The sequence below is a fragment of the Psychrobacter sp. M4 genome (genome assembly GCF_055699795.1).
Genome location: NZ_CM146740.1, coordinates 2,318,788 through 2,331,863 on the forward strand (window position 1 = coordinate 2,318,788; position 13,076 = coordinate 2,331,863).

General features: G+C 42.5%; 13 protein-coding genes. 7 read left to right on the top strand and 6 right to left on the bottom strand.

Annotated features, from left to right (window positions below; all coding sequences use genetic code 11):
• Window positions 1-168: 168 nt before the first annotated feature.
• Genes ACR63N_RS09560 through ACR63N_RS09570 form a run of 3 tightly spaced genes read right to left on the bottom strand, consistent with a single transcriptional unit; the run spans window position 169 to window position 2,881 of the window.
• Window positions 169-645 carry a hypothetical protein gene (locus ACR63N_RS09560; RefSeq protein WP_367107096.1) on the bottom strand — a complete coding sequence of 159 codons (477 nt, stop codon included), beginning with the start codon at window positions 643-645 and terminating at the stop codon, window positions 169-171.
• Window positions 646-705: 60 nt separating this feature from the next.
• The gene (locus ACR63N_RS09565) at window positions 706-1,488 is read right to left on the bottom strand and encodes a hypothetical protein (RefSeq protein WP_472781917.1); all 783 of its coding nucleotides are present in this window, start codon (window positions 1,486-1,488) and stop codon (window positions 706-708) included.
• Between the two features lie 28 nt (window positions 1,489-1,516).
• The gene (locus ACR63N_RS09570) at window positions 1,517-2,881 is read right to left on the bottom strand and encodes a serpin family protein (RefSeq protein ID WP_472781918.1); all 1,365 of its coding nucleotides are present in this window, start codon (window positions 2,879-2,881) and stop codon (window positions 1,517-1,519) included.
• Window positions 2,882-3,110: 229 nt separating this feature from the next.
• Between ACR63N_RS09570 and ACR63N_RS09575 the strand changes: the two genes are divergently transcribed.
• Entirely contained in the window at window positions 3,111-3,296 is a 186-nt protein-coding gene (locus ACR63N_RS09575; protein ID WP_367104046.1) for a hypothetical protein, read from the top strand.
• An 8-nt stretch (window positions 3,297-3,304) separates the two neighbouring features.
• On the opposite strand, the gene ACR63N_RS09580 is transcribed toward ACR63N_RS09575, so the two are convergent.
• Entirely contained in the window at window positions 3,305-4,555 is a 1,251-nt protein-coding gene (locus tag ACR63N_RS09580; protein ID WP_472781919.1) for an LD-carboxypeptidase, read from the bottom strand.
• 323 nt (window positions 4,556-4,878) lie between these two features.
• Here ACR63N_RS09580 and ACR63N_RS09585 point away from each other — a divergent pair, with 323 nt between their 5' ends.
• Entirely contained in the window at window positions 4,879-5,325 is a 447-nt protein-coding gene (locus tag ACR63N_RS09585) for a YkvA family protein (RefSeq protein WP_367107099.1), read from the top strand.
• A gap of 162 nt (window positions 5,326-5,487) precedes the next feature.
• Here ACR63N_RS09585 and ACR63N_RS09590 read toward each other — a convergent pair whose 3' ends face one another.
• On the bottom strand, window positions 5,488-5,793 hold the full coding sequence (locus tag ACR63N_RS09590) for a hypothetical protein (RefSeq protein WP_367109424.1): 306 nt from the start codon (window positions 5,791-5,793) through the stop codon (window positions 5,488-5,490).
• Window positions 5,794-5,852: 59 nt separating this feature from the next.
• Window positions 5,853-6,419 (bottom strand): hypothetical protein, encoded by a 567-nt coding sequence (locus ACR63N_RS09595; protein ID WP_367104043.1) that lies wholly within the window; start codon window positions 6,417-6,419, stop codon window positions 5,853-5,855.
• Window positions 6,420-6,733: 314 nt separating this feature from the next.
• Between ACR63N_RS09595 and dnaQ the strand changes: the two genes are divergently transcribed.
• The 5 genes from dnaQ (at window position 6,734) to nth (ending at window position 13,051) form a co-directional block, all read left to right on the top strand.
• A complete protein-coding gene (dnaQ, locus tag ACR63N_RS09600) occupies window positions 6,734-8,251 on the top strand; it encodes a DNA polymerase III subunit epsilon (protein WP_472782734.1) in 1,518 nt (505 codons plus the stop codon).
• Window positions 8,252-8,441: 190 nt separating this feature from the next.
• Window positions 8,442-10,130: a hypothetical protein gene (locus ACR63N_RS09605; RefSeq protein ID WP_367107102.1), complete on the top strand. Its 1,689-nt coding sequence runs from the start codon at window positions 8,442-8,444 to the stop codon at window positions 10,128-10,130.
• A gap of 79 nt (window positions 10,131-10,209) precedes the next feature.
• A complete protein-coding gene (nudC, locus tag ACR63N_RS09610) occupies window positions 10,210-11,217 on the top strand; it encodes an NAD(+) diphosphatase (RefSeq protein WP_367111661.1) in 1,008 nt (335 codons plus the stop codon).
• A gap of 209 nt (window positions 11,218-11,426) precedes the next feature.
• Entirely contained in the window at window positions 11,427-12,275 is an 849-nt protein-coding gene (locus ACR63N_RS09615; protein WP_472781920.1) for an RnfABCDGE type electron transport complex subunit B, read from the top strand.
• An 80-nt stretch (window positions 12,276-12,355) separates the two neighbouring features.
• Complete coding sequence (nth, locus tag ACR63N_RS09620) at window positions 12,356-13,051, top strand: endonuclease III (protein ID WP_367107105.1); 696 nt, start codon at window positions 12,356-12,358, stop codon at window positions 13,049-13,051.
• Window positions 13,052-13,076: the final 25 nt, after the last annotated feature.

Here is a 13,076-nt window from a genome sequence, read left to right on the forward strand (position 1 = left end):
TCCCTGTCCTTATTTTAAAGATAGATTAACACCTATTTATATTATCACTTAACGTCAGTTATGCGCTACTTTTAAGGTTAACCTATCTATAATATGAATGTTCAACGCTAAATTACTCATTTTTAAACTAAGTGTATTTATACATTCCTAACCTACCTTATTCACTTTTTAATCGAAAAAAGTACCTATAAATGCAACCGTTGGGGTTAAGCATTTTTTATCGCCTTGTTTTTCATATTCTATACCAATAGGGCTGTTAGGGACGTAATCTGAATACTGTCCATTTGTTGAAATAAAATTTCTCATTTTAAAAACACGACCATTAAGATTTAGGGTTTTGGTCGCTTCATCCCATTTAACAATACCTTTTGGATAGAGTGGAAACATAGCTGTGTGATAAAAACCATTTTTACCTACTAAATAGATACAACCCTCTCTCCATGCAAAATTTCCTTCTACAACCGCTGCTGATTGAGCGGGTCTTACTGGATGAACATAGTAATAAAAAATACTGGTTTTTTGCTTAGGCAATATGGTTTCTGGAACAGTTTTGATAGCTGGCACTGGTTCGAGCGGACTAGCTACGGGGGTTGTCGTACAACCGACTACCACTAAGCTTGTTAAAATCAAGAATACTTTTTTCATCTGTACGCTCAATTTTTGACAGAAAACTCATATTTGAAAGGAAAGCTGAAAAGACGCATCTTATCTCTTTTCATTACTGTTCTTGTTCGGCAATACAGCGGACTCTTCTAAAAGTATCGGCGGCATCATTCGACCTGACATAAAATTTACTTTAACGGGATGTCCAACCAATTTATTTAATTCACTTTCAACTTTCTGACGGTACTCTTTAGAAGAAGACGGTACGTATATTGATACGCTAATAGTATTATCGGCAGGGCTATAACCTACACCTTGAGTATTAGGATAGCGCTCAAATATTTCAGGCGTTACTTTGTCTTTTAGCGCAAGTATTTGCTCTAGTGTCTTTTCACCATTTGGATGAATATCTAACGTTATCGTCTCTCCTTGCAAAACGCCTTGCTTAAACTCATAGATAAATCGGTCAGACTGTAAATTCGTGAGCGTATTTAGACCAATTCGAAACCCTTTTGGATCATCGTTAACAAAATAAGCGCTTACAACGTTGTCTTTCAATTCTTGCTCAATTGCTCTTAAAAGCCCCGAGCTATATTGTTGTATGAGTAATCTACGCTCTGCTTCTGCTATTGACACTTCAAATTCGTTGGCATAAATCTGTGCAGCACGTTTATCAACGCCTATTCTATTAGAACGAGGATTGTTTTGATAAAATTTATCGGCAGTCGCTTCTATTTTTGACCAATTAACAGAGACTGCTGCAGCGTTTACCACTGGTACACTTTGACTAGTAGAAGTAGGATTAGTCAAGGTAAAGTTTGAGCAACTTGCTAACATTATTAACGCTGTGCTTAAACCAAAAATCCTAGCTACGTTTTTATTCATTATTCTCATAAACTGTCCCACCCTCAAGCTATAGCTTATTCACTTGGCCCAAAAACAATATCGCATCAGTTTTATTGTCTTTAATCATAAATATAAAGGGATGATCGGCTTTAAAAACAACTGGCGGATTCATAGGCATAGAGGTCACCACGGCAACAATACCTGTCGCTGCCGCAGCTTCAGTGCCAGTTTCATCCACGATGACTACCGCTTTATGATAAACATCATCGATCTTTATAGGTGGTCTCTCATCAAATAAATTAAATTCAGCTTCTTCTCGAAACGCCCTTGCCATACCCATATTTGACAATAACGCTTTCATATCGTAGCCCTCTTCAAGCTTAAACTTTGGTAAATGCAGGTTTACTTCTTGCCCTACTAAGTCTGCACTCCATTGCTTGATTTTAGAGGCGTTTAAATTTTGTACCAGCTGCTGCATAGCTGCCTTATCTTTTGATTTTGGCAAGACGACCAGCATTGATAAATCATCGCCTTTATAGGGCAATTGCACGATCTGTGCTTGGTCATCTTCTGTATAGTCAAAATACGACTGTAGCTGCATCATCTCAACGTTAGCGCTTGCGCCAGTTTGATTATAAAAGGGCTGAGTACTGGTGCTTTGAACCTCAAAAGGCATTTTCCAGTCGCCCTTAAAATAGACAGCATTGGTCAATACTGTAGCGGTGTCAGGTTGAATACTATTCTTAGGAAGCAGTTCAGGGATCAACTGATTGGTATGCTGAGCGATCTTCTTATTAATGGTCTGACGTGAAGGTTCAGGATTGTTCATAAAATTAAGGTTGGTCACTTGACCGCCATAATAACGCTGTACAATATCTAAATAAGCTTGATTAGGACGCAAATCTTGGCGCAGCCACAAGTCATTAACTGTGCTTAAATCATAGTTTGAGTTAGGCTGGTTGAATTGGTTATAAAGAGCAGCGCTATTGGGATTGAGAATAGTTGGCGACGGATAATGAAAGGTTTGCCCAATTTGTGATCTGGTCTCTGCTTCCGCTGCGGCGTAAAGCATGGCCATCGCCGTAGATAAGCTATAAGGCGAGAAAAACACATTTTTATCTGACTGATTGGGCTGCTTATTTAACTGCTGATACAGATCGATAGCGAATTGGTTGTTGGCACTTACTACTTGCAAGATGCCCTCTGTTGTTGAGGCGGAGTCGTCAGCGGCAATATAATCTCTGTCAGTCTGTAGGAGCACCGCGTTCTCCACCTTGTTCGCTATAGGTTTTTGATCCACGGCTTGCATCGGTTGATTATTAACTAGACTGTTGCTACAGCCACTGATGACGAGCACACTGCCTAAAGCAAAGGCACTTATGTTGATCTTACTGGTAAGTTGTTTATACACATACTGGTTAAGATTTTTCATGGCATTGGTACTCTTAAAACTAGAATGATATTTTGATTATACACATAAAATCAAAGCCACTAACAAACAAATGCTAGTAGAATCAACGATCATATATAAAGTATTTGAATGATGAAGAAGTCTAAAATATCAAGTACGTGAGGTATTAGTGAAAAAATCTACATTGCGATGGACGGCTGTATTGGTTGCAATAATACTCGGATTGTGGCTATTGGTAGAGACTGTAAATGTGAAAGAAACCAAGTCATTTAGTAGCAGCGACGGCGATATTCTTAATACCCCTGTCGCTGATAAAATCTTTAGCTTGCTGAGTAGGCTTACTAGGCAGGACGATGAGGGAAAAGCCGTTTTTTATGAAAATATCGATATGCTTGAAAACCTTGAAGAAGCACAAACGCCAGATCTTCAGCGATAGTAGTTATCCTAACTACCCTGCCAAAGCCCCGCCACATTCATGGCACTAGCCTCAACAATCGGATAATCAGCAAAACTTAACTGATAACCGCCTAGCGCGTTAGGGCTAATCTGACATCTCGCGCCTAAAGGAAAGCTATGCTTTTGGGCGATATGTCCAAAGCTCATGCCGTTATAAATAGGCAGTCCTGTCAGCTCATGCAATTGGCGCACAACCTTGGCAACATCATAACGCGCGTCGTAACTGTCCTCCCCTTGTCCCGTTATGGAGCCAAACACGATGGCTTGCTGGTTCTTAAACACACCTGCTAAATACAGATCATAGAGCATACGCTCGATACGATAAGTCTGCTCGCCAACATCTTCTAAAAACACAATACCGCCATCGATGCGCGGTAGATAAGGACTGCCTGCCAGCGCCGATACTACGCTTAGATTACCGCCCCAAATAGTACCCGTTAAGCTTTGGTTCTCATCTTTTGCCAGAATCGCAGGCAAGCGTTTGCTGGTCAAATCTGCGCTAGTTATTTCAATAGATAAATTAGGATTGGTCAGAGCCTCTACAAACTGGCGGCAACTGACCTCATTGGGCATAGTCTTACCAAACTCGCTATAGAGCATCGGCGCGGCAAGCGAGCTCATCTGTCCTTGCGCCAACAGCGCACACTGAATCGCGGTGACATCGCTAAAACCAGTCAATATCGTACCGCGCTCAGTCATCAGACGGCCTAGTGTTTGCCAGTCAATCAAAGGCAAAATGCGCATCGCCCCATAGCCGCCGCGCACTCCCATAAGCAGCTTGGGCGTAGCGATAGCCCCTGTGGCAATATTTTGCAGGTCGCTGGCGCGCTGAATATCGGTACCAGCAAAGCGTAGATACTGGCGATCAACGATCTTAGGGTTATCGATTTTAAAACCAGCACAGGCCAAGCGCTCGAGTGCCAGCTGGTTACGAGTATCATTGCTGCCAACGTTGGAGCTGGCGAATAGACGGGTTTCGATAGTAGGCAGGATGCAGGATGAGTTGGGCGCAACTGGCGGATTATTAGCAGTTATAGTAGTTGGCAGATCGTCTTTAGTGAGTTGGTCACTATGGTTGTGATTGTCATTTTGATTCGCTATATTGACAGCCAAACTTTGTGTTGCCAGCAAACTTGCGCCCGCACCCGCTCCTAGCTGGCCTAGTCGATACAAAAATTGGCGACGACTTAGCTCAGTAGCGTCCTTATTAATATTAAATACTGTTTCCTTACTTCTCACTGCCCTTTTCTCATTATTATTCTTTTTATTACTCAATGGAGCACTGAATGTGGATATGATGGTATGCATCGTTTATTATTGCCTCTACTTTTCTGTTAACAATATCTTGATGGGACATTACTTAGGCTATTATTTACTTTAAACCGTCTATTGTAACTTATTTCAAAATGCTAACCTCTTAGATATTTTTCTTCTCATAGATAAAAACCATACAAATTACCTCATAACCTTATTTGGTAGTTACCTCTACTCTTGTTATAGTAAATAGTAATAAATTACTGATTACTCACTAACTGATTACTCATTATTAAAGGAACATAAGCATGGCTGATAAAGAAAAAGACAATCAATCCCTTTTGGATAGTATCAAGCAGATTTTGAACAAAGAGGACAAGATTAACCAGCAGCTTGAAAATGGTAAGGGTCTTGAGCGCTACTCCAAAGACTTGCTATTACTGCTAAGCTTGGTCAAAGATTATTATCAAGGTAACTACCGCGATATTCCTTATAAAACTATCTCAGCAGCGGTTGTAGGTTTGTTATACGTACTCAATCCTATCGACCTTATCCCAGACTTTATACCTTTCATTGGTCAAGTTGATGATGCGTTGGTACTAGGATTCTGCTTAAAGCTGATGGAAAAAGATTTAAGTAAATACAAAGCTTGGAAGGATGAGCATGCTAATAAAGACGAGGATGCAAAGTCTGACAGTAATACAAAATATAAAGGTAAATTGAGCACCAAAAAACAAGCCAAATCTAAAGATTAATACTATCCTAGCTTTCTTATTTATAGTGTAAATACTGTTATGGTGTAAATGCCAAGCTATAAATAGCCTTTTTGATCATACAAAACACAGTCAACGAGCTTAGCATTGACTGTGTTTTTGTGTCTGCTTGTCCTAAACTATTATTAAAATAATAATCTGCGATCAATCAGGTACTTCATAGTTTGCTTTTTCAGGATTAAGACCAAACGAGTACACGAAAGTCGCCACCAAGCTATTAACGATAATAAAGGGGAGATCAATAGTGACGTGACCTAACAAATAGCGTCCGATAAGCCATGAGATGATGAGCATAATAATAAAAAACCCAGCCAGGTATGCCAAAATAGCCGGATGCTTCAGATTATAAGGCTGCTCAGGTTTGGGCTGCTTATCAAGGACGTAAATACGCACAGCCCAGCCAGCGGCATAAGACAATCCGCCTAATAATACATAACTCAAAAAATTCATATCATTCGACTCTATACTTAACGGTTTAAACTCAAGGACTATAGCTTAAATACTGATACTTAAAGACTTTCATTGACATTATCGATGACAATATTGGCATGGGGATTGGCTAAAATGTCAGTATTTGTGTCATCACATTCAACCTGATAAATCGTATTGGCGCCTTTATAAATATAGGACAAATACTCACTATCAAGCAGCGGATCAATATTCGCGTACACGGGTTTGACATGCGCCATAACCAGCACCCTATCGGGACGCGCGATAGCAGCATCAACGTTATCAGGATCAATAGAGAAAAACTTAGGAATATCACTGTTATCCAGTACTTCTAAAGGCTCAGCATCATCCCAGACCCGATTGGCGCTAGCAGGTTCTTTCATTTGCATAACCCACATGCCGGATTGCTCACTGACCTTAATCTGCGCCGGTTCATCATAGCTTACGGTATAGCAGCCTGCAAATACTGATAAATCTACCGTAGAAGTCGCCGCGCTCGTAACTCCATTCTCATCCACCGTGTTAGTAGTATCATTACAACCAGTTAGGAATAACAAACTACTAACTGCGATACCAGCGATAAAAGCAGTCGATTTTTTATGTATAACGTCTAAATATAAAAGCATGGATAGTGTCCTGCGTTAGTACGTTAAGGAATTCTAGTGCGTAAAACACTCATGTTATTTTAACAGAAAACCAGTAGCAGCTTTTATTTTGATTGGTGTCTTTACAGTTTTACCCTTGTTGTTTATACCTGCTTACCAATCGTTTTGTACGCCCTATTTATTAGCTACCATCTCCTATGTTGATAGTAGATTTGCTATAATCAAACGCTATTAAATGAAACACTTAACGATCATCAGCCCAATGAGTTTTTATGTCAGATACTGTTCTATTTGCTACTAGCAGCACTACCATCCGCTCCAACACTATTGACCCTATGAGCGCCAAAGCTAATACTACTGTTGCTTATACCGATGGTGCTTGCAAAGGTAATCCGGGCGCTGGCGGCTGGGGCGCGCACCTTATCTTTGAGGATGGTCACACACAAGATTTGTATGGTGGCGACAAAGAGACGACCAACAACCGTATGGAGCTGACGGGCGCTATCAAAGCGTTAGAATATAGCCCGCACGGCTCAAAGCTTGAGATCTGGACGGACTCAAGCTATGTGCAAAAAGGTATTACCGAATGGCTAAGCAATTGGAAAAAGCGTGGCTGGAAAACGGCCAGTAAAAAACCAGTTGCCAATCAAGACTTATGGCAGCAGTTAGACGCGCTTTGTCAAGGACGCGCTGTTGATTGGCACTGGGTTAAAGGTCATGCCGGGCACGCTGGTAACGAAAAAGCTGACGAGCTTGCCAATCTTGGGGTCAATGCTAGCAGCGAGCCTGCATCTGTCTATAGCTCTGAAAAAATGGCTGAGCCTCAAACTAAAAAAAAAGCGCAAATAGCCGCTGATGACTGGCTAAAAAATGATCCACTGGGTTTTGATATGCTTGATGAAAGCCTTACTGAAAACCCAATTGACGATACTTACAATGATACCTCCACCATATCAGCACCCAACGAATCAAACGTGCCCTCATCAATGAGTAGCGATACTATGAATCTGACAGCGAACCCAACAGCAGAGACTAAAACAGCAGACACAGACAACATCTCGAATGCAACATCAGAGCTGCCAAAATTCGATGGAGATACTTCACGAGCAAACCCGAACTTTGTACCCCTACTGCCAAAACCGAGCCACAAACATGAGGCCGATCGCCAGCTGATTATGGATACGGAGACTACTGGTCTTGACGCGCTTAAAGGCGATCGTATCATCGAGGTTGGTATCGTCGAGATGGTAGGGCGCAAATTTACCGGCGAAAAACTACACGTCTATATTAATCCAGAGCGCGGTATGGATGAAGAAGTCATTCGTATCCACGGTATCTCCGAGGCATTCTTACAAGATAAACCTACCTTTGATCAGGTGGCGCAGCAGCTTTATGACTTTATGGATGGGGCGGAGATTATTGCGCACAATGCCTCGTTTGATATGACCTTTTTGGATACGGAGTTTAGTAAGGTTGGCCTGACAGACTTTAGCGCGCGCGTACAAGTCACCGACTCGCTGGCTATGGCAAAACAGCAGTATCCTGGACAAAAAAACACTTTGGACGCCTTGGTGCGCCGTTTAGATGTAGGTAAGCAAGATCGAACTTTTCACGGGGCGTTGCTAGATTCTGAGATTTTAGCAGAAGTATATTTGGCTATGACTGGGGGTCAGGTCGCTTTAGCTATTGAAGAAGATGGACAAACTGATGGTGGTCCTAGCGCTCATAGCAATTTTTCTAATTTGGCATCTTTATTGCTAGAGTCAGCGGTAGATGACCGTGCTCACCAAGACTGGTTAGCAGGCTTGGCCGATGAGTATCCAAGCTTACAGTCTAATTTGTCCCATTGGTAGACGGCATCAAAAGGTATGTTTGGTTTAGGTAGAGGCAAAGCTTGTAATGACGAAGTTTATAAATAAAACTTACAACTATCGTTTTAAATACAAGATTTGGCCGCTTATTTAAACTCTTTAACAACCATTTTTCATAAATCACTAGCTGTTGATAGATTCGACTTTATCGATACTTTACGGAAAAATAACTATGAGCCAGTCTGAGCAAATAGCGTTAACCGCCCCCGCCCCTAGTGTTACCAACTTTAATTTACCCTCCCTACACTTATTGCATAATGAGATTACAATCATTCTTAAAGACGCTGAAATCCACTTAAGCGAGTTTAATGATGATAAAGAGCAAGCGCCTTTATTGCTAGACTCTATTAGCGTGCTGACTCAATTGTCTTGTGTGTTTGAGCTGATCGATTTAATAGGTGGCCAAGTATTGAGCTGCGCTATTGTACAAGGTTTACAGCGGCTCTATGATAGTGGTGATAATAATGATACTGCTTTGATTATGGACTTATCAGAGGCTATTATCACCCTTGATCGTTATGTCGAATTTGTCCTACTAACCGAAACGGTAGAGCCAAGTTTGCTGCTACCTATTATTAACAAACTATATGCCCATAGCCAGCAAGACACTATCGATACGGATTATTTTGCCAACTTTGGTAGCAGCAGTGTGGTAGTTGCCAACCCTGAGCAAAACTTTCAGGCACTTAGCGAGTTAAATCTTGATCGTGACCTGCTTATCAATGCTTATCGTAGTGGCCTTGGCGTAGTACTTGGCTATCAGAACCAAAACCACTCTTTAAGTGCTGATGCGCAGCAAAAGCTAGATGCTATGAGTGCTGCTTGTAACACCATCGCCGCTCACACCAACAGCTTGTTTTGGCAAGCAGCGATGGTTGCCGTCAGCGACATCAAAAGTATTTTGCCGCTCAATCTGAGTCAAAAGCATACACTTATCTATGTAGAGCAGCAGTTTCAAAGTTACTTGCCGGTGATGGATACCCGTTTTGCTGATTTGGTCAGCTTTGCCTGCCAGCGTGAAGGACAACAAGCTAAAGCGCTGTGCATGCAGTATGCCGCCAACCAAATAGAAACCTCACAGCGCGAACAGATGCAGCGCTTTTTGTTTGGTCCTAACCGCGCTATCACCGATACCTTAAACGACATTATTCAAAATCAAATTAGTACTATCAAAGAAAAGGTCGATAGCTATGCACGCGGCGAGGCTCTGAGCACTACTGAAGCGCAGGTGTCCTCCATAGCCGCTGATCTTACTGAGCTTGCCTCAGCGCTACAATTATTAAACTTACCAAAGGCTGCAGCCTCCCTAGAAACGGCTGCAAATGCAGTATCTAAATGGTATACTCCTAGCCCTGATGACTTTGACTCATTGTTGCTAGCGCTAATAACTGCAGAGAATGCTTCCATTGCAATGGCAAAAATGCATACGCCTGGTGCCATTCATCTGCCAGTGAATAACCACCATATATCACTGCATCAAATCAATACGGCTTATGATACCTTGATACAAGAGAGTCGTTCTGCTATATCAAGTGCTGAGCAAGCGATTAGCGACTACTTGGCAGATGAGAATCGTGAGCTACTCAATATTCAAAACATACCTGAGATGATGCGTCAGGTTGCAGGAGCGATACGTTTTTTACAGCTTCCTACTGCCGCCAGTATGCTTAGTCAATTAGCCACCCATTTGCAAGAACGTCTTAGCAACGGGGCAGACATCGAAGATCACAATCTTGCCTATATTGCTGATGTGATCATGGCAGTAGACTATCGTTTGGATGGGTTTGAATACAATCGTCCGGTAAGCAAACAATCAATCGATGTCGGTCAACATAGCTTGAGTCAATTGCTTGTAGCTTAAACAGTTTATAGCTCAAACCATATTAATGAATTAATATACAGCTGCTATCAAATAAGATCGCAGCTGTCTTGGACCGCCAATGATGAACAGCGCTTTTGTACTTGATAATGATACTATACTATGTCGCCAAACTCCGGAAGGTTGGTGGCCTATGCAGGTTGAGCTTCCAGCCGCTACGGTAGATGGTAAGGAACAAAGCATAGCTACCCCTTATCAAGTAGGCCGTGTGGAGCTATTGGCAAGCTTAGCACCGAGTAATTGGGAAGCCAAGCCAAGCTCCTCAAGCGCTTTTCAAGAGATTCCAGCAACCAGTGCCATTACCTATGATTATGCAAAAAATAATGGCATTGCTGTTCCTAAAGGACTTGAGAACGACTCTACGTTAACCTCATTGCCTGCCTCATCAAAAAGCTCTGCATCAAACCACGCTTTATTAGACAATGCTCTATCAGAAAATAACGTAGACGTTGCTTTTATCAGTTATCGGCAACTCCTTACTCAGTTGCCAGCAGCGCTTGCAAGCCAGCTTAGTCAAGCTATGCAGCTGCTGCGTTGGCAGGCGGATACCCAGTTTTGTAGCCGCTGTAGCGCCGCTGTACATGCTGCTAGATCCGGTGAGCGTGCTATGGTATGTCCCGTTTGCAGGCTACGTCAGTATCCGCGCGTACAGCCTTGTGTCATTACTGCAATTACACGTCCCAACCCGCAAACGGGTGAGATGCAAATCCTACTTGCCCATCACCACCGTTATGGTAGACCGGCCACGCAGCTACAATATGGACTAATTGCAGGTTTTGTCGAAGTAGGTGAAAGTCTAGAGCATGCTGTAGTGCGCGAAGTTGGCGAGGAAGTCGGTATTAGTCTACAAGATATCCGTTACGTCAGCAGTCAACCTTGGCCGTTTCCTTCTAATTTAATGTTAGGCTTTCGGGCGACTTACGTTAGTGGCGCGATTGTACTGCAAGAAGATGAGCTATCCCACGCTGATTTTTTTGATATCTCAAACCTGCCCAAGATACCTTTTAGAGGCAGTATCGCTTATGACTTAATTGCGCAAATTGTCCATGAGCAAGGGGTAACGCTTTAATTGCATTTAAACGCAATGATAGTTTTGGGTTTAATTAACTGACAATGACGCTTATGCTATAGTCTGCAATATGTCTACCTGCTCTTTTATTGTATATAGTCAGCTAGAAGTAAAACTGTTATATAGATTTAAACATGCTTTTTATATCTCATTGACTATACTACGATCCATCATTACCTTTTTACGCCAGATTAAAGGCCATTCATTAAATGTCCAGCACTTTACCAAAACGCCTAACGAATTTACCTATTTTGTTCGATACTTTAGCTTTGGATGCCCTTAGCGATGCTGAGCAAGCGACTATTGCGCGGGTCGATGCTTGCTTGCCGCAAACGCAGTGCGGTCTGTGCGAGCATCCTGATGGCTGCTTGCCTTACGCGGCCGCTATCGTGGTAAACGGTGAGGCTTATAACAAATGTGTTCCCGGCGGCCAACCCGTCACTGACGCGATCCAGCAACTACTGATAGACGATCAAATATTTGCAGACGATAATAAAGAATCTCTTACGGCGGCATCTTCACAGTGGCCTATAGACCCTGTCACCAAACGCCCTACCGAGGTACGTGCTATCATTCGTGAGGATGATTGTATTGGCTGTACCAAGTGCATTCCAGCCTGTCCCGTTGACGCCATTGTCGGTACGGGCAAGCACATGCATACCATTTTCACTGATCTTTGCACAGGCTGCGAGCTGTGTATTGCACCCTGCCCCGTTGATTGTATTGACCTGGTGACTATCGATCGGCAGATTACGCCCATCGAACGGCAACAAGAACAGGACGATCTACGCCTGCGTTATCACACTCATCTTAGCCGCGTAACCGAGCAGCTTACTGATAGTAGCAATAAAAAGCCCGTAGTTAGTATGGTTGAGGCAAAACTTAATAATGCCGCGACTCAAACGTTAACTATTAGCGAACGCCAAGCCAAAGATACCATCGCCGCGGCCAAACTACGCAGTAAAATCAAAAAGCTAGAAAAGCAGCTCAGCGTGCGTCCAAACGCAAGTAAACAGGCTGAGCTTGCCGGGCTACAAGCCGATCTTGCAAAGCTATAAGCTTTAAATATTACACTTGATTCCTAAAAACAATGCAATTAAAAACAACGTAATTAAAAATAATGTAAAGAGGTACGGTTATGAGCAAAACCGTCAAACATAAGACTGCCGATACTCCGCCTTCAAGGCGCATGCCCAATCGGTATGTCCGCCCCTTTTTAGAGAAGCTGGCGGCAACGATTGAAGAGCCAGTCACCGAGCTGCATTACAAAAGCAATTTTGAGCTGCTCATCGCCGTTATTTTATCAGCGCAAGCGACAGATATTAGCGTTAATATCGCTACCAAACAGCTCTATCCGGTTGCCAATACCCCTGAGGCGATATTGGCATTAGGGGAAGAAGGGTTAAAGCCTTATATCAAAAATATCGGCTTATACAATGCTAAAGCTAAAAATATCATTAAAACTTGCCATGACTTGATTGAGAAGTTCGACAGTCAAGTGCCTGATAACCGTAAAGATTTAGAGTCGCTGGCAGGCGTTGGTCGTAAGACGGCAAATGTGGTATTAAATACCGCTTTTGGTCAGCCAACTATGGCGGTAGATACGCATATCTTTCGCGTTGGCAATCGTACCGGGCTGGCAACTGGAAAAAACGTACTTATCGTTGAAGAAAAACTGGTTGAACGTATTCCCGAGGACTTGATACTAGACGCGCATCACTATCTTATCTTGCATGGGCGCTATACCTGTCAAGCGCGTACGCCTAAATGCAGGGCTTGTCCGGTTTATGAAGAATGCATGTTTAAGGATAAGGCTAAATTTTTAGAGCTTTAACCTTATCATTAGAGCTTAAGATTAA